Origin of the sequence: Nannocystis exedens (genome assembly GCF_002343915.1) — a bacterium.
In the GTDB taxonomy this organism is placed as follows: Bacteria; Myxococcota_A; Polyangia; order Nannocystales; family Nannocystaceae; genus Nannocystis; species Nannocystis exedens.
This window is the reverse complement of record NZ_NETK01000001.1, coordinates 1,623,637-1,647,152: the sequence shown is the minus strand read 5'-3', so window position 1 is coordinate 1,647,152 and position 23,516 is coordinate 1,623,637. Positions and strand designations below refer to the sequence as shown.

Sequence of the window (23,516 nt, the reverse complement as noted above, 5' to 3'; positions counted from 1 at the left end):
AGGATAGCGAAAACCGGGGTGGGTTTGTGACATGAGGCGAGCGATAGCGCGCATGGCAGACGCGGCAGCCGGCATGCGATGCTCCGCGCGTGCTTCGCCCATACACGACCGGCTTTCTCCTGGCTTTTGTGGCCGCTTGCGGCGATCCGGGGCCCTCGCGCCTGCAACAGCGCGACGACAAAGCAGCGCCGCAAAAGTCCGTGCCAGCGGTCCAGCCGCCCGTGGGGGCCGAAAGCCCCGCGACGCCGGCCGATTCGAAGGCCGATCCTTCACAACCGTCGAGCCCGCCGGCGCCTTCGGAGATGGCGGAGATCCGCCTGGCCCTTCGGGAAGGTACGAACTACCGCGTCACGACCATCGGCAACATCCGCTTCGGTTCGCTGGTCCAGCCGACCGGGTTCGCTCGCGAGGAGCGGCTGAGCCTCAAGGACTGCGACGGCGAGGGCTTCACCCGCGCGTGCACGCTCGAGCACCGCTACGTGAATTTCGAGGCCGAGCCGCCGAACGGCAAGTTCCTCGCGAACGACGAGAAGGTCGTCGACCAACTGGTGACGAGCCACCGCCTGCTGGCGACCGGCGAGCGGCCGGGGACGACGACGGTCACCGGTCCCAAAGAACAGGCCGAGGCCAAGCCCGGACAGGCGCTGGTCGACGCCAACCGGTTCTTCTGCATCCGCTTCCCGGAGCAGGCGATCGGCGTCGGCGCCAAGTGGCGCTCGAAGTGCCAGATGCGCTCGGGCGGGGTGATCGACACCCGCGACGTGCTGTGGGAGCTGAAGAAGCTCGAGCGCGACCCGGACACCGGGCTGCGCGCGGAGCTGTCGTACATCGGCGAGTACACGTCGCCGGGCGCCAAGACGTCGCTCGAGGGGGTGGTCCGCGGGACGCTGCTGTTCTTCGTCGACGCCGGCGAGCCGCACCTGCTGCGCGAGGAGTTCACGACCGCGACCGACAAGGCCAGCAAGTACGTGACGCACACGACGCTGGCCTACCAGTTCGCCAAGCTGGTGCCCGGACCCGACGGCAAGGAGGCGGCGGTGCGCACCGACGGCAAGCCGTTCCCCGAGGCGCCGGCGATGAACGAGCGCCCGGCCGCGGACGCGACCCCGGCCGCAGGCGACGCGAAGGCCGAGGCGAAGGCGACCAGCGGCGCGAAGGCGGAGGGCGGCGCGAAAGCGGAGAGCGGCGGGGCCGGGGGTTGAAGGCCGGGCCCGCCCGGGCTACGAAGATCGGGCATGCCGATCCAGCGCCTCAGCACGCCCGAAGCGATCGCCAAGGTCGCGTCCGATGCCGACCTCGTCCACATCGATGTCCGCAGCGTCCCCGAGTTCGAGGCCGGCCACGCGCCGAACGCCTACAACATTCCGCTGATGCACATGGGGCCCGGCGGGATGGTGCCGAACCCCGAGTTCGCGGCCGAGGTCCAGGCCCATTTTACAAAGGACCAGGAGATCCTGGTGTCGTGCAAGGCGGGCGGGCGCTCGGCTCGCGCGGCGGCCGTGCTCGAAGGCCTGGGCTATACCCGCCTGCTCGACCAGATCGGCGGCTGGAGCGGGGGCAACGATGATGCCGGCTGGGTCGCAGGCGGCGGGCCGTCGACGACCACGACGCTGCCCGGGCACGACCACGCGTCGCTCAAGCGCTAGCGGGCGTCGCCCACGACGCTGTGCGCAGGCGTCGACCGGGCGCAGGCGAGCCGTGACGCCGGGGCTCTCCCCGATGCGCATGGGGCATAAGCGAGCTCGGTCGGAGCGGGTCCGGCCCGCGGAGCGAGCGTCTCGATGCCACGAGCGGCGCTCTCGCGACTGAGCCCGAGCGGGTCGAGGCGCGGCTGGCGTCTCCGGGACGGGGACCCGGAGCGGTCGCCGAGCCGTGAGTGACGGGCCCTGCGAGGATGGTCGCAGGGGCATGTTTGATCGAACATAAGTTTGAGGACATGCCCCTTGGGTCATGTCTGAAGCACCATGTCGGAGCCGCCCGGGTCGCCCTGACGTCGGCTCGGGCCTGGCCGCGGGTCACGGACCCTGTCGCGAAGCCGTGGCAATCGCGGCGAGAAACGTCACCAGCGTGCGGCGAGGCCGTCGCCGAGGCGGCGTGTCATCCGGCCAGAGGCGCAGTTTCACTCCCATGCGACAGAACCCGTCAATCTCCGAAATCGCCACGGTCCTCCTCGGCGTGAGCCTCGCGGCTTGCAGTCCGGAGGGGTCGACCACCGCCACGCCCGACAGCGAGACGGGCGAGACGACGACCACGAGCGGCACGACCGACGAACCGACCACCACCGCGACGCCGACCGGCACGACGACGACGCCGACGACCGGCGCGCCGTCGACCACCGGCGACGACTCGACGACCACCGAGGCGATCACGGGCAGCACGGGCGAGACGACGACGACGACGGGCGAGACGACGACCACCACCGGCGCGACGGCGGACACGACGACGACGACGACGGGCGAGACGACGACCACCGGCAGCACGGGCGAGACGACGGCGGGGGAGACGGACACCGGCGTGGTCGAGACGATCGAGATGGTGCGGATCGGCCGCTACGCGCAGCCGGACGAGGCGGCCGCGCTCGCCGTGTACCTCGAGGACGATCGGAGCGCGGCGGAGATCCCCGCCTACGACCCGGGCAGCCAGCGGCTGTTCGTGGTCAACGGGCAGAAGTCGGGCATCGACGTGCTCGACCTCGGCGACCCGGCGGCGCCGGTGCTGGTGACGACGCTGTCGACGGCGCTGTTCGGGCCGCCGAACTCGGTGGCGGTCCACGACGGGATCGTGGCGGCGGCGGTCGAGTCGACGACCAAGACCGAGACCGGCGAGGTGTGGTTCTTCGACGCCGCGAGCGGGCAGAAGCTGGCGTCGGTGCCGGTCGGGGCGCTGCCCGACATGGTCACGTTCTCGCCCGACGGGAAGTACGTGGTGACGGCCAACGAGGGCGAGCCGGCCGACGACTACTCGGTCGACCCGGAGGGCTCGGTGTCGGTGATCGACATCTCCGGCGGGGTCGAGAACGTGCTGCCCGCCGACGTGAAGACGGCCGACTTCACCGGGTTCACGCTGATGAACCTCGACCCCGACGTGCGCCTGTTCGGGCCCAACGCCGACTCGCCGGCGCAGAACCTCGAGCCCGAGTACGTGGCGATCTCCGGCGACTCGCTGACGGCGTTCGTGACGCTGCAGGAGAACAACGCGCTGGCGGTGGTCGACCTGGCGACCGGCCAGGTCACCGACGTCCACGCGCTCGGCTTCAAGGCGTGGAACAGCGGGGCCAAGCTCGACCCGTCCGACGAGGACGGCGCGGCCGCGCTGGTCGACGCGCCGGTGCGCGGGATGTACCAGCCCGACGCGATCGCGTGGTTCACGATCGACGGCGAGGCGTTCCTGCTGACCGCCAACGAGGGCGACGTGCGCGACTGGGACGGCTACTCGGAGGAGGTGCGGATCAAGAACGTCGACCTCGACCCGCAGCTGTTCCCCGACGCCGACGCGCTGCAGCAGGACGGGGCGCTCGGTCGCCTCAAGGTCACGAGCTCGCTCGGCGACCCGGACGACGACGGCGACTACGACGCGCTCTACACGTTCGGCGGGCGCTCGTTCGCGGTGTGGAGCGCGGCCGACGGGTCGCTGGTCCACGACAGCGGCGAGGCGATCGAGCAGCTGCTCGCCAACCACCCGGCCTACCAGGACAACTTCAACGCCGACAACGCCGACAACGACTTCGACAGCCGCTCGGACGACAAGGGCCCCGAGCCCGAGGGCCTGACGCTCGGCCACGCCTACGGCCGCACGCTCGGCTTCATCGGGCTCGAGCGCATGGGCGGGGTGCTGATGGTCGACCTCGCCGACCCGCAAGCGCCGGAGATCCTTCAGTACGCGAACCCGCGCGACTTCGCCGCGGACATCGAGGCGGGCACCGCCGACGACCTCGGGCCCGAGGGCCTGACGTTCGTGCCGGCGGCGGCCAGCCCGAACGGCAAGCCGCTGGTGATCGTCGCCAACGAGGTCAGCGGCAGCGTGTCGATCTACGAGCTGGTCGGGCAGTGAGCACGCGGTTCACGAGCCTCGCGGCGCCGTGACGACGGCCCCCACCCAGGTGCTCAGCGACAGCGCGCGGCTTGCCGACCTCGTCGCGGGCCCACGGCTCCGAATGACTTCAGGGGCATGCTCTCGAGAGCAGGGCCCGAGGAACATGCTCTGAAGAGCATGTCTTGCAGAGCATGTCGCGAAAGGCAGCCGCGAGCGCTCAGACGCGGACGCCGAGCAGCGGGTCGGCCTCGGGCCGCTGCAGGCGGGCGTTGCTGAGCTCGAAGGTGGCGCCGAGGGCGTCGTCGCGGCCCATCGCGGCGACGAGGGCGCGGGCGACGTGGCGGCAGTCGATCATGCGCGGGTCGTCGGTGGGACCGTCGTGCAGCCCGCCGGGGCGGATGATGGCGAAGGGGACGCCGCTGGCGCGCAGGACGGCCTCGGCCTCGCCCTTGGGCGCGAACCACTCGAGCATGTGCGGCGGGACGCCGGGCGTGGGCACGGCGCCGATCGTCGAGCACAGCACGAAGCGAGCGACCCCCGCGCCGCGGGCTGCCTCGACCAGGCGGGCGGTGGCCGGCAGGTCGACCTTGCGCAGGCCGCCGCCGTGGACGTCGCGGCTGCCGAGGGTGGTGACGACGCGCTCGACGCCGGCGAACGCGGGGCCGAGGTCGAGGTCGAGGGCGTCGCCGACGACGAGCTCGAGGCGCGCGCCGAACTCGGCCTCGGCACGCGCGCGATCGCGGACGAGCAGACGCAGCGGGACGCCGGCCTCGCGCAGGAGCGTGACGACGTGACGACCGGTGCGGCCAGTGCCGCCGACGACGAGGACCCGACCGGGCGAGGCGTTCATCGCCGCCACGCTAGCAAGCGGGCCCGCGACTGCCAAGCCTGCGCGGCCGGGTCCCGGCGGCCCCGGCGAGGGCGATCCTCGGCGCCGCGGCCGCGAGGGTGCAGCACCCGGCGTGCGCCGTGGTCGGGTGTCCTCGAGGACATGTGGGCGCGACGCTGAGATGTCCGAATGGACATGCCTTGAAGGACACCCGGGTGATCTCCGCGGCCGTTCGGGCGGACCGGGCCGCGGGACGGGAGGGCCGGGAGATCGTGGCGCGGACGGGCGTCGCGGCGCGGCGCGCGAAAGTACGCGAGTGCGCAGGTGGGCGGCAATGAACCGAGCGGATCTTCCCGGGAAGTCAGGCGGCAGCGAGGCCGGCCCTCAGGGGCGTCGCAGGGGACCGCCCGGGGGCATCGCGCAGCGGGCATTCCACGCAACCGCGGAGCGGGCGTATCGACGGTGATTTCGCGGGCGGGTTGGCCGACAATCGCGAGCGTGTCGATGCGGACGAACCATGCGTGGGCGCTGCTCTCGGGCTGGCTGATCGCGTGCCCCGGCGGCGGCGAGGTGACGGGCACGGCGGCGACGACCGGCGACAACCCCGGCAGCGCGAGCGAGGCCAGCGGCGTCGGCAGCACCGCGGCCACCGAGGCGCCGACGACGGGCAGCAGCAGCGCGACCAGCAACGGGACGACGAACCCGGGGACGACGAGCCCGGGGACGACGAGCCCCGCGACGACGAGCCCGGGGACGTCGAGCCCGGGGACGACGACCGAGGCGGACACGACCGGCGCGACGGCGACGACCGACCCGAACACCAGCGATTCGACGACCGGGGCGGTCGACCCGCCGCCGCTCGACGGCACGGCCTGCCAGGGCTACGCGACGCGCTACTGGGACTGCTGCAAGGCCCACTGCGGCTGGCAGGGCAACGTCAACCCGGCGACCGAACCGCTGCAGAGCTGCGACAAGAGCGACAACAGCCTGGGGGCGGCCTACGACGTGGTGAGCTCGTGCCAGTCGCCGGCGGAGAACAGCGCGTTCACGTGCTACAGCGGGGCGCCGTGGGCGGTGTCGGACACGCTGGCCTACGGCTTCGCGGCGGTGCCGGCCCAGGGCGACATCTGCGGGCGCTGCTACCAGCTCGACTTCGACGGGACGGGCCACTACAACGCGCAGGACCCGGGATCGGTGGCGCTGGCGAACAAGACGATGATCGTGCAGGCGACCAACATCGGCCACGACGTCGCCGGCGGTCAGTTCGACATCCTCACGCCGGGCGGCGGGGTCGGGCTGTTCGACGCCTGCTCGTACCAGTGGGACGTCGACACGTCGGAGCTCGGGGCGACCTACGGCGGGTTCATGACGTACTGCCAGCAGCAGGGCGGCGACCACGAGCAGCAGAAGCAATGCGTGCTGGCCCGCTGCGCCGCGGTGTTCGACGAGCCCGGCATGGCCGAGCTGCTCGCGGGCTGCGAGTGGTACGTGCATTGGTACGAGGCCGCCGACAACCCGAACCTGCATTATCAAGAGGTGGCCTGCCCGCCGCAATTGGTGGCGATCTCCGGCATCGACCGCGGACCGCTCGCCGACATCCAGGCCTGCAAGGGCGGCGGGGGCAGCTGCTCGCAGGAAGAGATGGACGACTGCGACTGCGGCTGGACCAACGGCGGGCAAAACTGCGGGCAGGACGACGGCTCGTGCTGCTGGACGGCCTGCTGCGGGCGGTGAGCGACGGCGGACCCGGTCGTCGGTGCGAGCTGGCCGCCCTCACGAAGCCCGTGGCCTGTTCGCCGGGGCGCACAACCGTTTCCAGGTCAACGTCTCGCGAGCCAGCGGGCTCGGGAGTGACCGGCGAGGCGGTTCATCCGGACGCTGTTCCTCATCGCGCTCGGCGCGCTGCCCAGCCTTTCGACTTAGGAGTCGTTTCCTTCCCCTCGTCCAACCGCGAGATCGCGCTATGCTCGGCGTCCTGCCGCGGCCGGACCACGTGCGCCGGCTGTACCGCGACGAGCACCGCGTCCGATGCAGATCACCTCCAACACGACCGGGATGCTCGCGGAGCTGTGCGTGGCGACCGACCGCGATGCGAGAGAGCGCTGCGTGGTCGTCGTCAAGGGCACCTTCTGCGCCGACGACCGGGGCGCGCTGACGCTCGCGGAATTCCAGCGGTCCCTCGTCGCGGCGGACGAGCACTACGGCGATCCCGCGACCACGAGCGTGCGTCATGAATGCGACTTCGCGCTCGAGAAGCCGGCGACGGACGTCGTCGTGGTCGGGAAGGCCGTCGCTCCGGGTGGTCGGCCCGTGAAGAAGCTGCCCGTGCGGCTCGAAGTGCAAGGTCGCGTCAAGGAGCTCATGATCCACGGCGAGCGGCGCTGGACGAGCGCCATGGGCATCAGGGCTGGAGATGCCGTTCCCTTCGCCGAACTGCCGATCACGTTCGATCGCGCATTCGGGGGCATGGACGACAGCGACGGCCCCGAGCAAGTGATCGTCGAGACCCGCAATCCCGTGGGGATCGGGTTTCATCCCCGTCGCAGCGCCCGCGACATCGAGGGCCGGCCCGTGCCCAACGTCGAGCTCCTGGGCTGTCCGGTGTCCTCGCCCCGCGACCGCCAGGAGCCGGCCGGGATCGGCTGTGTGGGTCGCGCCTGGCAGCCGCGAATCGGGCTCGCCGGCACCTACGACGCGCGCTGGCGCGAGGAACGGGCGCCGTTTCTGCCAGCGGACTTCGACAGCCGCTATTTCCAGTGTGCGCCGGTCGATCAGCAGTTCCCGCACTTCAAGGGTGGTGAGAAGATCTGCTGTGTACATATGGCCGCGCGCGGGGCCGTGCTCTACACCATCCCCTCGTGGCCCGTCCCCGTGGAGTTTTGCTTCGACGACGGCTCGGTTGTCCGCAGCGGGGTGCTCGACACGGTGACGCTCGAGCCACACCTCGAGCTCGCCACGCTGGTGTGGCGCGCGAGCATGCCGCTGCGCAAGAAGCCCACGGCGCTGCGAGAGATCCTGGTCGGTGAGCGACGGAGGAGTTCCCCCGTCGGGACCCGTGGCGGCAAGCCGGTCTTCGCCAACCTGTCCGCGACCCTCGATTGGCTGCGTCAGCGCGGCGGAGGCAAGCCGTGAACGAGCGCCCGACGTTCGTCCGCGCGGCCGGGATGGCCTGTCCGCTCGGTCTGACATGGCCGGCCGCGTGCGCCGCCATGCGCGCGGGGATCATGCGGAAGAGCTTCTCCGGGCGACACGACGACGAGGGGCGAGAGATCGTCGCGTCGCGACTGGGTGCCATCCACGGGCACGTCCCGCCCGGGCAACGCTGGCTCGAGCTGCTGACCTACGCCCTCGCCGATCTCGCGCGAGGGAACCGCCTCGCTGCGCTCGAGCGTCCGTCCGTGTTCGTCGCTCTCGGTGGCTCTGCTCTCGATCGCAGCTCTCCGCCGCTCGCCGCTCGTCTGTCGCAGATCCTCGGCACGCAGATCCTCGCCGAGGATGTGCACATCTTCCGCGAGGGCGCCTATGGGGGGTACGCCGCGCTCGAGCGAGGCCGAGCGAGCGTTCGTGACGGGCGACCGAGCATCGTCGTCGCCGCCGATTCCTTGCTCAACGCTCGCGCGCTGCTCGCCCTGTCACAAAAGCAGAGATTGCTCGTCGAGGGGAACTCCGACGGCGTGATCCCCGGCGAAGCCGCGGCTGCCGTACTGTTGACGGGAGACCGGCGAAACGCCCTGGCGCGGATCTGCGGGGCCGGCTTCGCCCGAGAACCCTCGACGCTCGACAACGACGTCCCGTTGCGCGCCGAGGGCTCGGTAGAAGCAGCTCGCGCGGCGCTGCTCGAGGCCGGCCTGCAGGCCCACGAGCTCGACTTTCGCCTCTCCGACGCGGCGGGCGAGAGCTTCTACTTCAAGGAGCAGGCGCTCCTCGTCGCGCGGCTCCTCCGCGAGCGCAAACCCGAGTTCCCGCTGTGGCTGCCGGCGGAGACGCTGGGCGATACCGGCGCCGCGGCGGGGCTGTGCGGCCTGTTGTGGGCGATGGCCGGCTGGGCGCGCAAGTACGCCCCGGGGCCGCGGGCGATCGGGTTCGCCGGCGACGAGGCGGGCGGGCGCGCCGCGGTCGTGATCGAGAGCGCGGGATAGGAGCAGGCATGGGCAAGAAGGTGTACGCGAACGGGATGGAGATCGCGCACAAGGCCGGTGACGCGAAGGTGATGGCGGCGTTCCCCGACGTCTGTCTGAGCCCGCCTCCACCGCCGACGGGCCCCATACCGGTGCCCTATCCGGACAGCTCGTTCGCCCGCGATCTGAAGCAGGGGAGTCGTGCGGTAATGATCGGCGGGAAGCCGCTCGCGCTGCGCGGGCAGAGCTTCTACGCGTCGAAGCCGCTCGGTGACGAGGCCGCGACGCGCAACTTCGGCGGCAGCGTGCTGACGCACACGATCTCCGGGAAGACCTATTTTCAGGCGCACTCGATGGACGTGGCCGTCGAGGGAAAATTGGTCTGCCGCCACCTGGACCTCACGACCAGCAATCACGCGAGCTACCCGGGAGGCACGCCGCCGATCCCGAACATGAGCGAGATGCACCGGCTCGCGCTCGACCGGATCGCGGCCAAGCAGTGCCCGTGCTGCGGCTCCCGAGATTGCGCCGCGGCGTTCAAGGAGGGCGAGGAGCCGCTGTCGATGCGAGAGGCCCTGGGGATCGATCCGAAAGCGCCGAACTTTAATAAGAAACGCGCGGAGGAGTACAAGCTGCTGCGCTCGGTGAAGAAGACCGAATGCACCTGCGACGGCAAGACCTTTCCCTCTCCCCCCTGCGATGTGTTCCGCAAGCCGGACGAGAAGCGGCATACGGACATCGAGCGCCAGTGGGACCAGGAACGGGGCAACTACAAGAAGTGGTACAAGAAGAACCACGGTGTCGAGCTCCGCCCTGCGGAGCATTTCTCACAGACGATGTTGGCCGCGTATCCGCCGGCGACCCAGGCGGCGATGGACCGAGCCAGCAAGCTCTCGAGGCAAGCGCGTGCCGGCAACAAGCTGGCTCAGGAACGTGATCGAATTGATTCCGACGCGAAGAAGTTGGCACGGATCAATCACCTCACGCCCAAGGAATACGGCGGGTGTCCCACAAATCCAGACAACCTGCAGCCGCAACAGCGGCTTTGCGTGGCGTGCCAGGAGATTGACCAGTTCATGACGGACACCTGGTAGAGGGACTGACGAGATGTTGTACAATATGCCCACCATCATGGAGCCCCGGGGACGATGCTACTTCACCCCGGTCCTCTGGAAGACTTTGCCACCAGATGTCGAAGACGAGGTAGAGGAGTGGCGGATACTTCGCGAGCGGTTCGCCCGCGCGCGCCGCGGTGAGTTCGCGGCTCTCGACGATTTGCTCGACCTTTACCCGCGTCTCAAGGGTCCCGACACCCGCATGTTCGCCTGCAACCTGCTCGGCGATGCCGGGACTGACGAGCAACTTGAGGCAGTCGAGAGCTTCGTTCTCGACGACGTCAAGTATATCGAGACGGTGTGCGAGCTGTGCCACTCGCTCGGCCTGTGGGGCCGTCTGTCGGCGGTCGAGGCGATCCTGACGGCCTACGATCGCAACTTTCCCGGTCAGTGCGCGGAGGGCCTCCCGGCCTATCTGACCACCATGCTCGAGCCCGAGTTCGGCGCCGCCGCGGACTATCCGCGCAAGGACACGCTCGAGGCCTTCCTCGCTTATGAGACGGGCGTCCGCGACCTCTGGCAGCGGCGGCTCGTCGAGCTCGGCGGGCCGAAGGCGTACGCCTTCTTCGGCGGGCCCTTCAGCGTCCGGCGGGTGGCGGAGCGCTTTTTGGAGCTGCTCGGCACCAGCAGTTACGAGAACATGATGAAGCCGTACCTGCGCCAGCGCTTCGAGGCGAGCACCGGCATCGATTGCTCGGACTTCTTCGAGAAGAACGGCGACCTCAAGCCACTCACCGCAGCGGCGCGCCTGGAGGCCTGGCTCGCGAGCGACGCCCCGGACCGCTTCGAGCCCGGCGAACGTTACTTCTTCGGGCACAAGATCCCCCGCCGCGCCTGAGCGGGGCGGCGCGCATCGCCGGGTCGTCATAGCGACATCAGCAGCTGCTCCACGGCGGTGCGGTCGTCCTCGCCGATCCCGGCCGTCCGCACGCACCGCACACGGTCCTTGCCGTCGACGAACACGTGGATGGGCAACACCGCCTGCCCGGGCACGCCGATCTTGGCGGCCCACGGTTGCAGCGCGTCCGCGCTCTGCAGCTCGAGCGAACCCACGACCTCGGGATGCGCCCTGGCGAACGTTTGCACCGCAGCGGGATCTCCGTCGGCGCTGAGGAACACGAGCTCGAAGTCGGCCTTGCCGCGGAGCTCGTCGCGCCATTTGGCCAGGCGCGGCAGCTCCTCGATGCACGGCTTACACCACGTCGCCCACACGTTGATCCAGCGGCTACGGCCGCTCGCGGTCGGCGGCGGAGCCGAGAGCGGCGGCAGCGACAACGCGGGCGCGGCATCGGCCTCGTGCCAGGCCTCGCAGAAGGCCTTGGGGTCCACCTGCACCGGCGCGGCCGCCTGCACGGCGTCGACCCGCGAGCGCGAGGGGGCCGCTCCACCCGAGCTCTCGGGCCCGCAACCGGCGGCGCCCGCGACGAGCGCAGCTGCCATCAGAGTCATCACAGTCGACAGTCGATCCATGCCACGAACGCGCTCCGGTTGATGTGTTCGGGGTCGCACTCATCCTTGGCGCCGCTGCGCCGCCAGTCGCAGAAGCTCTGGTCGAGCTGGGCATACTCCTCGCCGAGCCAGAGGAGGCCCACCTCCTTGTCGAGGTCGGGGTCGGCGAAGCGCTCGCGCAAGTGGGCCATGACCCCGTCGGCGCGCGCCTGCGACAGCTTGCGGTTGTGTTCGACCTTGCCCTCGGGCGAGCTGCGGGCCACGGCGAGGAACCAGCTCGCGCCGCGCTGGTCCGCGAAGGTCTGGTCGAGCAGCTTGATGTCCTCGGCGTCGAGCTCGGCGTCGTCCTGGTCGAACTGGATGATGCTCACGCGATCGGCCAGCGGCAGGAACAGCGCGTTGAAGTCCTCGCCGGCCATGGTGGCCACGCTCTTGGCGTCGACCGGCTGGCAGCCGCGGGCCTGGTTGTCGGCCGCGAGCCCACACGACAGCAGCACGCGGCGCAGCACCTGCTTGAGTTGAGGGGTGCAGTACTCCTCGTTGGCCGCGGCGGCGGTGGCCACGGCGGTGGTCTTCTCGGCGGCTCCTTGCTCGATGTCGGCGAGGCGCTCCTTGGCGTTGGCCACCCAGACGGTGGTCATCGCCAGGGGCAGCCCGGCCGCGACCAGGCCGATGACGGCGCGTACGGCGATGTTCATGGGGCACCTGCCTCCTCTTGCCCGGCGGCGGGCGCTTCGGGGTCGCGCACGCTGGGCAGCTCTGTCGCGGGAGTCTTCTTCTCGGGCTCGGCGGGCCGGGGCTCGGGGGCGCCGCTGCCGGGCGAGGCGGCCTTGTCGGCCTCGGCCGCCGTCTTCGCCGGCTCGCGCCGGGGTGCGGCCTTGGTGGCCTTGTCGGCTGGTCGCGACCCGGCTTCGGACCCCGGCACGAGGCCGGGCTCGCGCGGGGCGGCGGCCGGCGCGGCGGACTTGAGCTGCCCCGCCGCGTGCTTCTGCAGCATGTGGTGCAGCATGAAGTCCATGCCGAGGTCGGAGTCCTCGTCGCAGAGCTTGACGCCGGCGACGTAGAGCTGCGGCGTCATCACGGGCAGCTGGTTCTTCACCGCCCAGCGGAGCGACTTGTTGAGTTTCGCCTCGGTCTCGGCCGAGCCGATGCAAGCGCCGAGCTCGGGGAAGCGCGCCGCGATCATCCGGCTGACGCCGGCGGGGTCCTGCTTGCCCGCCGCCAGCAGCTCCTCCTGCTGCTCGAACGCCCACTCGACCACCGCGTCGGGGCCGACGGCGGGCACGGTGGCGGCGCACAGCACCGCCTTGCTCACCCGGCACGCGCCGGGGTGCAGCGAGGCGGGGACCATCCAGTTGCACTCGCTGTCGAGCGGGAACATCACCCCCTGGCGTCGCAGCTGGCGATCCTGGCCGGAGGCCCGCAGGCGCTCCTCGAACGCGCGGCACGAGGGGCACAGCGGGTCGAACACCTCGATCGCCGGGACGCCGTCGCCCTTGGGCCCGAGCGGCACCATCACCGCGTAGGGATCGTCGGGCCGGGCCAGCGTCCCGCAGGTGCCGATGTAGCGCGAGTAGTCGGGCACGAGCAGCGCGTAGACCACCACGGGCACGGTGACGAACGCGAACGCCTGACCGGCCGCGGCGAGCCACATCCGGGCGCTGTCGGTCGGGACCGCCGGCGTGCTCGCGCGGGGCGCTCCGCCGGGCTGGGCGGGCGCGCCCGCAACGATGGTCGGCGCGGTGGCATCGATGCGCGGGGCCGCGGTGCCGGCCGGCGCGGCCGCCTCGGCGCGCGCGGCCCGGAGCGCCCCCACGGCCATCCCCAGCGCGGCGGCGCTGCTCACGTAGATCCCGATGCACAGCTTGCAGACCGCGTGCAGCTGGGTGAACGCGAGGTAGCCCATGATCACCGACGCCAGCACGGGCACGGCCGCGGTGGCCAGCGCGATCGCTGCCGCGGTGCGCCGCCGACTCGCGTCGGCCACGAGCAGCTCGATGGCCCGGAACGCGAGGAACGCGAACACGGCCATCGCGGGCAGCGAGATCGGGATCCCGCCCCACAGCGAGGTGCGCAAGAGCGAGGAGTAGGGGCTCAGCAACGTGATCTGGCAGCCCGTGCTCTCCTTGTCGGCCGCGATCAGCCCCGGCGCGAACGAGCAATGCAGCTCATGCACCTGTCGGTCGAGGTGCTGCACGAAATCGAGGGTCGAGGCGCTCGCGAACACGAATCCCGCCAGCGCGGCGAGCAGGAGGCCGACCCCGAAGATGCGGATCCTCATGGCTCGCCATTCTAACGCCGACCCGCGCGCGACACCACGACCGACTGCTTGCATTTCGCCCCCCATGGTCGCCCTTGACACCCGAGGCGCCGCGAGCACGATCCGCTCGCTGGCCGGATACGACATGCCAGCGGACTCGACTGCTGCATGTGATGCCTGGCGGCCGCTGCGCCGGGGCGCAAAGACCCCGCTTCGACGCGGCGCGCAGGTCGGGCCGCGAGCGATTCGCGGATGTGGCTCGATGCCGCGCGGGGGGATCGAATCCACCGTATCGACGATCCCGACAAGATCGAGCGCATCGTGGATTATGACGCCAAGCCGCACATCGACATCAAAGCGCAATTGAGCACCGGAGAGGATCCTCTCGAGCGGCCTGGACGGGTGGGTGCATGAACCTCCGACGCGCCGTGCCACGCGTCGGAGGCGGACCGCAAACATTCACTGCGGCACGAGCACGCTGACGCTGTAGGCCGGCATCTCGTAGAGGAACGCGCTGGTGGCGGCGAGGGACAGATTTGTCCCGGAGACCAGCTCGGGCTGGGGGCCGGTCAGTTGCCACACGGCGACGCTCTCGTAATCCGCATAGGCGGCGAGGGTGACGGCGGCGGTCAGCGGGGCGGCGGTCTTGTTGATGGCGACGATCACGGTGCGGGCGGGGTCGGCGGCGTCCTCGCTGCCCTCCGTGAACACGCGCTCGAGCACGACGCCCGACACGCGCGCCCGCACCTCGGCGATCCTCGACGACACCAGCCGCCCCGGCACATGATGTGACCGTCGTCGTCGAGGTAGCCCCCGAGCAGGTACGTGAGCTTGTACGACATCCACGTGCGCCACTTCCTCGACGCCGCGAGGCGGCGTTCGATCCGGCCGACTCGCCCTGCCAGGCGCAGCACGTCTATTACGACCCTGAGAACGCGGACGATTACTCGTGGCGACGTATCGCCTGATGGACGGGATCGGCATTCGGGCCGTGATGGAGATCGGCGGCAACTTCATCGAGCGGCTCCGTCATCACGGCCTCTTGCAGGGCGATCCCAGGGCTCGTCGCCGTGTCCACAGGTGCAGCAAGACTTTCAACCCGGATACATCGTTGCTGACTCGTCGCCTCGGTGCCCAACGACCTCGACGCGCTCTCGTCCGGCCTACTCGATTGCTCCTCGTTGCCGTTCTTCTCGATGGTCTGGTCGCTCATGCTTCTGATTCACGGTCTCGCCCTGTTCTCTAAATTTCGCGGGAACCGTGTCTCACATGACATTGGCAGGTAGGGCCTCGACGGTGCGCTGCGGGAGATCGCGAGGATGGCGGGGAGCCCGAATAACGTGTTCATCGTCACCGTGCAGCCGTGGACGCTGACCGCCCGGCTGTACCCCGGCGCCCGGTGGCGTGGGACTGTCGACGCGGCCCAGAGCGTGGCTATGCAGCCAGTGGGGCTCGACGAGGAGCTGGCCGTCACGGGGACTCTCGCGCTCGCACTGGCGGCCGCGTTCTGGCCACAGGGCGGGCGGAGGTGATCGCCATGTCGACCTCGAACGTCGAGCAGGCCCTCGAGCTCGCGTGCGCGGAGGCGCGAGCGCTCATGGACCGGCTCCGTCAGGCTCGCGCCGATCTGCATCGGCTCGGCATCGCCGATCAGAACCGGGCCCTGGTGTACGCCGCCGCGACCGGGGCTGCAGGCGTGCTGGTCGGCGTCGCCTTCGACCTCAGCGCCCGCAGGAAGTGACGACCGTGACGCCGGCTGCCGCCTTGGACAAGGTGCTGCCACGCTGGCGTGCGAGGCTGCCGCCGCTCTACAGCCCCGAGTTCATCGACGGCTTCATCCGCCGGGATCGGGCGGCGCTCGAGACCCTCGTGGAGCGGGCGATGGTGATCCGCCGGGCCAAGCGGATCGATCGCCGGCGTCGTGCCCGCCGCAGTGGTTCGAGCAGTTCAGTCTGACGAGCCCTACGTGCGGATCGACGGGGTCCAGATCGCCGCGATGAGCCGCAGGAGGACCAGGGTACGCGCGGCCGCCGCGCGACCGGGGGTGGCGGCAGCGGCGGCGAAATATCATTGGAGTGGGTCGAGCGCTCTCTGCGGCCGGTGGGTCAGCAGGTCGAGCGCGACCGCCCCGCGGCAGAGACGGGCGACGTTGTCCGGCCGCGCGAGCCCGCCGGCCTCGGCCTTGGGGTCGACTTCAGAATTCGACCCGCCGCGGCTCCGTCGTCGGCTTGCCCTCCCGGCCGGAGATCTGTCCGAACCCGTCCTGGCCGAAGCACCACACGGAGCCGTCGGACTTTAGCGCGCACACGTTCGACATGCTGGCGACCAGCGACGTGACGTCCGACAGACCCGCGACCTCTCGCGGAGCGGGCCCCGGCCACACGATGCCCCGGTCGCCCTGGATCTCGAGGGCGAGCTCGCCCCAGCACAAGACCTTGCCGGCGCGGTCGAGGGCGCAGCCGAACGAAGAGGAGGTCACGAGCTCGCGGACGTTCTTGATGCGGTCGATCGAACAGGGCAGCGTCGGCGCCGGCCCGTGCGTTCCATCGCCCATCATCGCGCCGGGCAGCCCGAACGCATGGCAGCTGGCGGTGCCGTCGTCCAGCAGCGCGCAGTTGCAGCCGGGTCGCGCGACGACGCCGCGGAACTGCTCCGGCGGGCCGATGCGTGCGGAGCGCTCCTGCTGCGACCAGCACCCGACGGCGCCCGACTGTTCGCGCGCACAGACCATGACCTCGTCCGCGACGAACAGGTCGCTCGCTCGCGTCACTCCCTCGATGCGTCGGGGCAGGCGCGCCGCCGCCTGCTCGGCGGACTCGTCGGCGACTCGCGCGATGCCTCCCCAGCAGGTGACGCCCCCGTCCCGGTGGCGGGCGCAGGTGTCGTGGCTGCGCGCGACCAGCTCGACGACATCCTCGACTCCCGATACGGTGACGGGCACCGGGGAGCGGATGTCCGCCGGGATGCCGAGGGCCCCGTAGTAGTTGCTCCCCCAGCACGACACGCGGCCATCCGCATGCCACGCGCAGCCGTGATCGTCCCCGACGGCGATGCCCTCCGCCGCCGGCAGGGCCTCGATGCGCAGCGGCGGCGACGGGCCGGCCTCTCCCAGCCGTCCGCAGCGGACGTCGCAGTAGCCCCAGCAGCGTACGGCGCCGTCGGCGAAGCGCGCGCAGGTATGCATGACGCCCGTGGCGAGGGAAGTGACGCGGCGAGCGTCGCCGGCGTTCCCCGGCGCAGCGGAGGTGCAGCCTGCGAGCAGACCGAGGCTCAGCGCGAGCCGCAGCGCGTCGGGGCCGGAGCGGCGAGTGGTCGTCGGCATACCGACCCCACTGTAACAGGCGCGGCGAGCTGTTCGTGCGGCTCACGCACGCGCTCCGCCCTTGTCGTGACGAGCCCGCGCAGCCGGAGCTGCCCTCCGACGATCGCTGACGCGCGTATTCCTTCGTGCGCCCGCAACACGAGACTCCTCGCGGGATCCAGAGCCGCGCTCGACGTGCCTCAACCTCCCACAAGCCGACCGACTGCGTCGAGGCGAGTCACGACGTACCCACCACCCGAAGCCGCAATGGGGATGGTGAGCATGCCCTCGTGCCCTCGGCGCGCTTGAACGGCGCGCCTGAGCGGCGGCCGCACCTTCGAGGCGGCTGCGGACTGCCATGCTCGCCCGGCAGCGCACGCGTCCGGGCGGGCGCTTGGACTGGCCCGGGCGATCAGGATAGTCTGCCAGGCGCATGGTGAAGTTACTCGACCGCGCGCTGCCGCCGACATGGGTCGACGACCTGACCGCGAGCCTCGGCAAGGTGCTCGTGGCGCAGGCCAAACGGAGTACGGGCGCGCGAGTGCCGGCATTCATCCGTCGCGCGTTCGAGGCCGACGCCCGCGAGGCGCTCGGCGACCCCGAGGTCCTGCGTGAGCGCGTGGCGGGCAAGATCGCGCGCGCGCGCTCGGACGCGGAGGCGAGGGCCGCAGCGGACGCGTTCGTCGCGCGCGAGCTCGAGAAGCTGACGGCTCGCATCACCCGCACGATTGTGCCGGCTCACGTCGAGCGCCTCGCCGTCGAGCTCGCTCTGCACGACGAGGCGAGGCAAATCCACCGCGCGGTGCAGCGATGGACGCCGACCGACGGCCCCGACGGTGTTCGTGAGTGGCTCAACCACGAGGCGTGCGCGCTCGGCACGGCGCTGGCGATCTACTGGCGCACGTCACCGCACTGGTACCGCCAGTGGGCGAAACGCTCCGACGTCCCGAAGGAGTCGCCTTGGCAGCGCAAGTTCTTCGCGGTCTTGAAAGACATCGAGCGCCGGGTCGAGCGCTCAGAGTTCCCCCACGCCGGAATCACCTTCGATCCGACCGCGTTCGGGCCGACGCGGGACGACCTCACCATCGACAGGTACTCCGACGAGCCGCGGCGGTGGGAGATCCCCGCGTCAATGCTCGTGCGAGTCGACAAGGACGGCGTCGAGTCCCTGCCGCCACGGCGCGCCCGCAAGCCGCGGCGCGGTTGAGGGCCTCACAGCGAGCGATACCGGGCGGGGTTGCGCCGAGACGATCGGTCAAGTAGAACCGAGCCCGTGAGCCGAGGCGACGCGCGCGACCGTCTGATCCAGGCGGCCATCGACTTGATCTGGACGTCCAGCTACGGGGCGGTCAGCGTCGACGCCATCTGCGAGCGCGCCCAGGTGCGCAAGGGCAGCTTTTATCACTTCTTCGCCAGCAAGGACGACCTGGTGGTGACGGCCCTCGACACCCACTGGGGCACCCGCCGGCCGGTCCTCGACGAGATTTTCTCGGCCTCGCGGCCGCCGCTGGAGCGGCTGCAGCGCTACTTCGCCCACATCAGCGAGCGCCAGGCCGAGGTTCGCGCGCAGTACGGGCGGGTCCTCGGCTGCTTCCACCACGCGGTCGGCAGCGAGTGCGTGCAGAAGCCCACCGCCGTGGCCGCCAAGGCGCAGGAGCTGAGCCTGGCGCTGCGCCGCTACCTCGAGACGGCGCTGCGCGACGCCCAGGCCGAGGGCGCGCTGCCCCCGGGCGACCCGGTGGCGGCCGCCAAGAGCCTGTTCGCGTTCGTGACCGGCGCGCTGACCCAGGCCCGCGTCCACGACGACCTCGAATTGTTGCGCCAGATCCCCCGGACCGGCTGGCTGGCGCTCGGCATGGCCGGGCCGCCGCAGCGCAGCACCTAGGGCTCGCTCGGGGCCGGTCCTGCTGCCGATTCTGCTGCGCGTTTTCGCGCCCTCGAACTTGACTAAACAGTCATCTACCGAGCCTCCCTCTCGACCCCGCTCCGCCCGGTAACCGCCCATGTGGATCGTCCGACTCGCGCTGCGCCGCCCGTACACGTTCGTGGTGATGGCCTTGATGCTGCTGCTGTCGGGCCTCTGGGTGGTCCGGCAGACGCCGACCGACGTGCTGCCGGACGTCGACATCCCGGTGATCAGCGTGGTGTGGACGTACACCGGTCTGCCGGCGCAGCAGATCGAGCAGCAGGTCACGCTGTTCAGCGAGCAGTCGCTGGCGGGCAACGTCGCCGACATCCAGAGCATCCAGAGCGACAGCTTCGACGGGGTGTCGGTGATCCGGCTGTTCCTTCAGCCCGACGCCGACGTGGCGGTCGCGATGGCGCAGGCCACCGCCGTTTCGCAGACGATCGTGCGCCGCATGCCGCCCGGCATCGTGCCGCCGATCATCCTCCGCTACACGGCGTCGAGCGTGCCGATCCTGCAGCTCGCGTTCTCGAGCGACACGCTGTCGGAGGCGGAGATCTACGACCACGTCAACCAGCGCGTGCGGACGATGCTCAGCGTGGTCCGCGGCACCCGCTTCCCGCTGCCCGCGGGCGGCAAGCAGCGCCAGATCACCGTCGACCTCGACCCGGCGGCCCTGCGCGCGCACGGGGTCTCGCCGGCGGAGGTCAGCCAGACGATCGCGGCGCAGAACCTGACCCTGCCGACAGGTGCGGCCAAGATCGCCGAACGCGAGTACCGCATCAGCCTCAACAGCAGCCCGGAGGCGATCGCGGCGCTCAACGACATCCCGCTGACCGGCGCGGCCGGGCGGCAGCTGTTCGTCCGCGACGTCGCCCACGTCCACGACGGCTACGCGATCCAGACCAACATCGCCCGCCGCGACGGCCGCCGCTCGGTGGTCCTCAGCGTGATGAAGACCGGCGACGCGTCGACCACCGAGGTCGCCGAGCGGGTCAAGGCGCTGGTGCCGGTGATCCGCGCGGCCGCCCCCGAGGGCCTCGAGGTCGAGCTGCTGTCCGACCAGTCGACGTTCGTGACGCGGGCGATCGACGGCCTTCTGGTCGAGGGCGTGATCGCGATGGGGCTGACGGCGGCGATGATCCTGCTGTTCCTCGGCAGCGTGCGCGCGACGGTGCTGGTGGCGATCAACATCCCGCTGGCGGTGATCATCGCGCTCTTGTGCCTGCGCGCCCTGGGGGCGACGATCAACGTGATGACGCTCGGCGGCCTGGCGCTGGCGGTCGGCATCCTGGTCGACGACGCGACGGTGGAGATCGAGAACATCCACCGCAACCTGGCGATGGGCAAGCGATTGACGCGGGCGATCCTCGACGGGGCGCAGCAGATCGCGGTGCCGGCGTTCGTGGCGTCGCTGTGCATCAGCATCGTGTTCGTGTCGGTGGTGTTCCTCGAGGGCCCGGCCCGCTTCATCTTCCTGCCGATGGGCATGGCGGTGGCGTTCGCGGTGATGGCGTCGTACCTGCTGTCGCGCACGCTGGTGCCGACGCTGGCGCAGTACCTGCTCGCGGAGCACGAGCACCACGCGCCGAGGCGCGGGCTGTTCGCGCGGCTCCATTGCGGCTTCGAGGCGAGCTTCGAGCGCCTGCGCGCGCGCTACGTGGGCCTGCTGGCGTGGGCGCTCGGCCGCCCGCGCACGGTGGCGACGCTGTTCGCGCTGGTGGTCGCGGCGACGGCGGCGCTGACCCCGTTCGTCGGCCGCGACTTCTTCCCGCAGGTCGACGCCGGCCAGGTGCGCCTGCACGTGACGGCGCCGCCGGGCACGCGGATCGAGGAGACCGAGCGGTGGTTCTCGCGGGTGGAGGACCGGATCCGCGAGCTCGTGCCGGCCGACCAGCGCGAGAGCATCCTCGACTTCATCGGCATGCCCAGCGGCTACACGCTGGCGATCACCGACAGCAGCAACGTCGGCTCGTCCGACGGCGAGATCCTGCTGACGCTGGCCCACGAGCGCACGCTCGCCACCGCCGACATCGTCCGCGAGCTGCGCGAGGTGCTGCCGCGCGAGTTCCCCGAGCTGTCGTTTTACTTCCAGCCGGCCGACATCGTCACGCAGATCCTCAACTTCGGCCTGCCGTCGCCGATCGACGTGCAGGTGTCGGGGGCCCAGCGCGACGCGACCCTGGCGGCCGCCCGCTCGCTCGAGGCGGAGCTGCGCGCGGTGCCGGGGGTGGTCGACGTGCACCTGCACCAGATCGTGGCGGCGCCGCGGCTGCACGTCGAGGTCGACCGCCAGCGCGCGCACGAGGCCGGGCTCAGCGAGCGCGACGTGGCGGCGAACTTGCTGCTGATGGTGTCGTCGTCGACGCAGGTGAGCCCGACGTTCTGGACCGACCCGAAGTCGAACTTCGCCTACCCGGTGGCGATCCAGGTGCCCGAGCACCGCGTCGACTCGCTGGCGGCGCTGCAGGGGCTGTCGCTGCCGACGGCGGCGGGCGAGCAGAAGCTGCTGGTCGACGTGGCCGACTTCCGTCGGGCGACCACGCCGGTGTTCGTCAGCCACATGAACGTGCAGCCGACCTACAACGTGCGCGCCGACGTGCAGGACTCGGACCTCGGGTCGGCGGTGGCGCAGATCGAGGCGATCGTGCAGAAGCACCGCGAGTCGCTGCCCCCGGGGGCGACGATCGCGGTCCGCGGCCAGGCGGAGAGCATGCAGGTCGGCTTCGCCAGGCTCGGGGTCGGCCTCGGGTTCGCGGCGCTCTTGGTCTACGCGTTGATGGTGATCAACTTCCAGTCGTGGAAGCTGCCGTTCATCATCCTGATGGCGCTGCCCGGCGCGGCCGTCGGCATCGTGTTCACGCTGTTCGCGACCGGCACGACCTTCAGCATCCCGTCGCTGATGGGCGCGGTGATGAGCATCGGCGTGGCCACGGCCAACTCGATCCTGGTGGTGTCGTTCGCCAACGAGCTGCGCCCGCAGGGGCTGTCCGCCGCCGAGGCGGCGCTGACGGCCGGCAGCGTGCGCCTCCGGCCGGTGTTGATGACGGCGACGGCGATGTTCATCGGCATGCTGCCGATGTCGCTCGGGCTCGGCGAAGGCGGCGAACAGAACGCGGCCCTCGGCCGCGCAGTGATGGGCGGCCTGGCCGGGGCGACGCTGGCGACGCTGGGCTTCGTGCCGGTGGTCTACAGCGTGCTGGCGAAGCGCTGGCGCGCGCCGACGATCGACCCCGATCTCGCCGAGCCGGGTGACTTTGACGCGAAGGAGAGCGCATGACGACGATGCAATCAGGCAGGTCAGGGTGGCCGATGGTGGCGATGATCGCGGCGGTGCTGGCCGGCGCGGTGGTGATCGGCGTCGGTCCGCGGCTCGAGCAGCGCGACGCGCGGGCGCGGACGCTGGCGCAGGCGACCGGGCCGACGCGCGTGCGGGTGGCGGCGGTCCGCGCCGGCGACGAGGCCCACGAGCTGACGCTGCCGGCCAGCTCGACGCCGATCCGGCAGTCGACGCTCTACAGCAAGTCGACCGGGTTCGTGCGCCGCTACCTGGTGGAGCTCGGCGACGCGGTGAAGGCAGGCCAGGTGCTGGCGGAGATCGAGGCGCCGGAGACGGACGAGGAGATCCGGCTGGCGCGGGCGCGGCTGGCCGAGGCGCGCGCGAACGTGGGGATCCACCAGCTGACGTCGGACCGCACGCGCACGCTGGCCGGCGACGGGGCGGTGTCGCGGCAAGAGGCCGACGACGCGCTGGCGCTGGCCAACTCGGCCGATGCGCTGGTGGCGACGCGCAAGGCGGACCTCAAGCGGCTGCAGGCGCTGCGCGGGTACCAGCAGATCGTGGCGCCGTTCGACGGGGTGGTGACGCGCCGCCTGGTCGACGCCGGCGCGCTGGTCGGCCCGGCCGCGGCGGGCGGAGTGGGGATGTTCGAGATCGCCGACGTGTCGAAGCTGCGGGTGCTGGTCGACGTGCCCGACAGCCACGCGGCCGACGTGAAGGTCGGCAACGCGGCCGAGCTGTACTCGCCGCGCGACCCGACGCGCACGGTGAAGGGGGTGGTGACGCGCACGAGCGGGGTGCTCGAGACGCGGACCCGCACGCTCCGCGTCGAGATCGAGGTGCCCGGCGACGAGGGGGTGCTGCCGGGCTCGTTCGTGTACGCGCGCCTGCAGGTGCCCCGCGCCCGGCCGGTGCCCACGATCCCGGCGAGCGCGCTGGTCGTGCGCAAGGAGGGCACGCTGGTGGCGAAGGTGCGCGAGGGTACGGTGACGCTGGTGCCGGTGAAGCTCGGCCGCGACCTCGGCAAGGAGATCGAGGTGCTCGAAGGGGTGGCCGCGGGCGACGAGGTGGTGCTGCAGCCGCCCGACACGCTCGAGTCGGGGCAGGCGGTCGAGGTGGTGCCGACGGTCGGGTGAGGTCGAGGACCATGGCCGGGTAGACATGTCGATGGGACCATGTCCGATCGAGCATGTCGTAAAGGTATGTCTTGTCAGACATGCCGCGGC

22 protein-coding genes and 2 pseudogenes are annotated in these 23,516 nt (G+C 71.0%); 17 read left to right on the top strand and 7 right to left on the bottom strand.

Going from position 1 to position 23,516, the window contains the following annotated elements; translation table 11 throughout:
- Nucleotides 1–302 precede the first annotated feature (302 nt).
- From NAEX_RS49755 to NAEX_RS06445, 3 genes are all read left to right on the top strand, one after another.
- On the top strand, nucleotides 303–1,202 hold the full coding sequence (locus NAEX_RS49755; RefSeq protein WP_096326636.1) for a hypothetical protein: 900 nt from the start codon (nucleotides 303–305) through the stop codon (nucleotides 1,200–1,202).
- 33 nt (nucleotides 1,203–1,235) lie between these two features.
- Nucleotides 1,236–1,646 carry a rhodanese-like domain-containing protein gene (locus NAEX_RS06455; RefSeq protein WP_096326635.1) on the top strand — a complete coding sequence of 137 codons (411 nt, stop codon included), beginning with the start codon at nucleotides 1,236–1,238 and terminating at the stop codon, nucleotides 1,644–1,646.
- Between the two features lie 481 nt (nucleotides 1,647–2,127).
- Nucleotides 2,128–4,050 (top strand): choice-of-anchor I family protein, encoded by a 1,923-nt coding sequence (locus tag NAEX_RS06445; RefSeq protein ID WP_170135508.1) that lies wholly within the window; start codon nucleotides 2,128–2,130, stop codon nucleotides 4,048–4,050.
- Between the two features lie 199 nt (nucleotides 4,051–4,249).
- Here NAEX_RS06445 and NAEX_RS06440 read toward each other — a convergent pair whose 3' ends face one another.
- Nucleotides 4,250–4,882, bottom strand: a complete 633-nt coding sequence (locus tag NAEX_RS06440) for an SDR family oxidoreductase (RefSeq protein ID WP_096326633.1) — start codon at nucleotides 4,880–4,882, stop codon at nucleotides 4,250–4,252.
- 483 nt (nucleotides 4,883–5,365) lie between these two features.
- Here NAEX_RS06440 and NAEX_RS51985 point away from each other — a divergent pair, with 483 nt between their 5' ends.
- The 5 genes from NAEX_RS51985 (at nucleotide 5,366) to NAEX_RS06410 (ending at nucleotide 10,932) form a co-directional block, all read left to right on the top strand.
- The gene (locus NAEX_RS51985) at nucleotides 5,366–6,595 is read left to right on the top strand and encodes a hypothetical protein (RefSeq protein WP_245913943.1); all 1,230 of its coding nucleotides are present in this window, start codon (nucleotides 5,366–5,368) and stop codon (nucleotides 6,593–6,595) included.
- A gap of 321 nt (nucleotides 6,596–6,916) precedes the next feature.
- Nucleotides 6,917–7,993, top strand: a complete 1,077-nt coding sequence (locus tag NAEX_RS06425) for a DUF2169 family type VI secretion system accessory protein (protein WP_170135507.1) — start codon at nucleotides 6,917–6,919, stop codon at nucleotides 7,991–7,993.
- On the top strand, nucleotides 7,990–9,000 hold the full coding sequence (locus NAEX_RS06420; protein WP_096326631.1) for a hypothetical protein: 1,011 nt from the start codon (nucleotides 7,990–7,992) through the stop codon (nucleotides 8,998–9,000). Before NAEX_RS06425 ends, NAEX_RS06420 begins: the two co-directional genes overlap by 4 nt.
- 8 nt (nucleotides 9,001–9,008) lie before the next feature.
- Entirely contained in the window at nucleotides 9,009–10,073 is a 1,065-nt protein-coding gene (locus tag NAEX_RS06415) for a DUF4150 domain-containing protein (protein WP_096326630.1), read from the top strand.
- Between the two features lie 13 nt (nucleotides 10,074–10,086).
- Nucleotides 10,087–10,932, top strand: coding sequence for a hypothetical protein (locus NAEX_RS06410; protein WP_143825526.1), 846 nt, complete (start codon nucleotides 10,087–10,089; stop codon nucleotides 10,930–10,932).
- 26 nt (nucleotides 10,933–10,958) lie between these two features.
- Here NAEX_RS06410 and NAEX_RS06405 read toward each other — a convergent pair whose 3' ends face one another.
- The 3 genes from NAEX_RS06405 to NAEX_RS06395 are packed head-to-tail and all read right to left on the bottom strand — an operon-like array spanning nucleotide 10,959 to nucleotide 13,824.
- Complete coding sequence (locus tag NAEX_RS06405; protein ID WP_170135506.1) at nucleotides 10,959–11,534, bottom strand: TlpA family protein disulfide reductase; 576 nt, start codon at nucleotides 11,532–11,534, stop codon at nucleotides 10,959–10,961.
- Between the two features lie 8 nt (nucleotides 11,535–11,542).
- Nucleotides 11,543–12,241 carry an OmpA family protein gene (locus NAEX_RS06400; RefSeq protein WP_096326627.1) on the bottom strand — a complete coding sequence of 233 codons (699 nt, stop codon included), beginning with the start codon at nucleotides 12,239–12,241 and terminating at the stop codon, nucleotides 11,543–11,545.
- Nucleotides 12,238–13,824, bottom strand: a complete 1,587-nt coding sequence (locus NAEX_RS06395) for a vitamin K epoxide reductase/DsbA family protein (RefSeq protein ID WP_170135505.1) — start codon at nucleotides 13,822–13,824, stop codon at nucleotides 12,238–12,240. The genes NAEX_RS06400 and NAEX_RS06395 overlap by 4 nt, the downstream gene beginning before the upstream one ends.
- Nucleotides 13,825–14,055: 231 nt before the next feature.
- Between NAEX_RS06395 and NAEX_RS49750 the strand changes: the two genes are divergently transcribed.
- On the top strand, nucleotides 14,056–14,217 hold the full coding sequence (locus NAEX_RS49750; protein WP_170135504.1) for a hypothetical protein: 162 nt from the start codon (nucleotides 14,056–14,058) through the stop codon (nucleotides 14,215–14,217).
- Between the two features lie 45 nt (nucleotides 14,218–14,262).
- On the opposite strand, the gene NAEX_RS06390 is transcribed toward NAEX_RS49750, so the two are convergent.
- Both NAEX_RS06390 and NAEX_RS06385 read right to left on the bottom strand, forming a co-directional pair.
- Nucleotides 14,263–14,571 (bottom strand): hypothetical protein, encoded by a 309-nt coding sequence (locus NAEX_RS06390; RefSeq protein ID WP_170135304.1) that lies wholly within the window; start codon nucleotides 14,569–14,571, stop codon nucleotides 14,263–14,265.
- 175 nt (nucleotides 14,572–14,746) lie between these two features.
- Entirely contained in the window at nucleotides 14,747–15,016 is a 270-nt protein-coding gene (locus NAEX_RS06385; protein ID WP_096326624.1) for a hypothetical protein, read from the bottom strand.
- A gap of 324 nt (nucleotides 15,017–15,340) precedes the next feature.
- Here NAEX_RS06385 and NAEX_RS06375 point away from each other — a divergent pair, with 324 nt between their 5' ends.
- Together NAEX_RS06375 and NAEX_RS06370 are read left to right on the top strand one after the other, a co-directional pair.
- Nucleotides 15,341–15,544, top strand: coding sequence for a hypothetical protein (locus tag NAEX_RS06375; protein WP_100793189.1), 204 nt, complete (start codon nucleotides 15,341–15,343; stop codon nucleotides 15,542–15,544).
- Between the two features lie 5 nt (nucleotides 15,545–15,549).
- Nucleotides 15,550–15,759, top strand: a complete 210-nt coding sequence (locus tag NAEX_RS06370) for a hypothetical protein (RefSeq protein WP_143140852.1) — start codon at nucleotides 15,550–15,552, stop codon at nucleotides 15,757–15,759.
- A gap of 238 nt (nucleotides 15,760–15,997) precedes the next feature.
- Here NAEX_RS06370 and NAEX_RS06365 read toward each other — a convergent pair whose 3' ends face one another.
- A complete protein-coding gene (locus NAEX_RS06365) occupies nucleotides 15,998–17,125 on the bottom strand; it encodes an RCC1 domain-containing protein (RefSeq protein WP_096326620.1) in 1,128 nt (375 codons plus the stop codon).
- Nucleotides 17,126–17,537: 412 nt separating this feature from the next.
- On the opposite strand from NAEX_RS06365, the gene NAEX_RS06360 reads away from it, so the two are divergent.
- The 6 genes and pseudogenes from NAEX_RS06360 (at nucleotide 17,538) to NAEX_RS06345 (ending at nucleotide 23,426) form a co-directional block, all read left to right on the top strand.
- Complete coding sequence (locus NAEX_RS06360) at nucleotides 17,538–18,311, top strand: DUF4274 domain-containing protein (protein WP_096326619.1); 774 nt, start codon at nucleotides 17,538–17,540, stop codon at nucleotides 18,309–18,311.
- 66 nt (nucleotides 18,312–18,377) lie between these two features.
- Nucleotides 18,378–18,524, top strand: a pseudogene (locus NAEX_RS54385) (TetR/AcrR family transcriptional regulator); the annotation flags it as partial.
- A pseudogene (locus NAEX_RS54380) lies at nucleotides 18,470–18,610 on the top strand (hypothetical protein); the annotation flags it as partial. The pseudogenes NAEX_RS54385 and NAEX_RS54380, both read left to right, overlap by 55 nt.
- Nucleotides 18,588–18,989: a TetR family transcriptional regulator C-terminal domain-containing protein gene (locus NAEX_RS06355; protein ID WP_420814161.1), complete on the top strand. Its 402-nt coding sequence runs from the start codon at nucleotides 18,588–18,590 to the stop codon at nucleotides 18,987–18,989. The pseudogene NAEX_RS54380 and the gene NAEX_RS06355, both read left to right, overlap by 23 nt.
- Nucleotides 18,990–19,107: 118 nt before the next feature.
- Nucleotides 19,108–22,290, top strand: coding sequence for an efflux RND transporter permease subunit (locus NAEX_RS06350; protein WP_096326617.1), 3,183 nt, complete (start codon nucleotides 19,108–19,110; stop codon nucleotides 22,288–22,290).
- Complete coding sequence (locus NAEX_RS06345; RefSeq protein WP_096326616.1) at nucleotides 22,287–23,426, top strand: efflux RND transporter periplasmic adaptor subunit; 1,140 nt, start codon at nucleotides 22,287–22,289, stop codon at nucleotides 23,424–23,426. Before NAEX_RS06350 ends, NAEX_RS06345 begins: the two co-directional genes overlap by 4 nt.
- The last annotated feature ends 90 nt before the right edge of the window (nucleotides 23,427–23,516 follow it).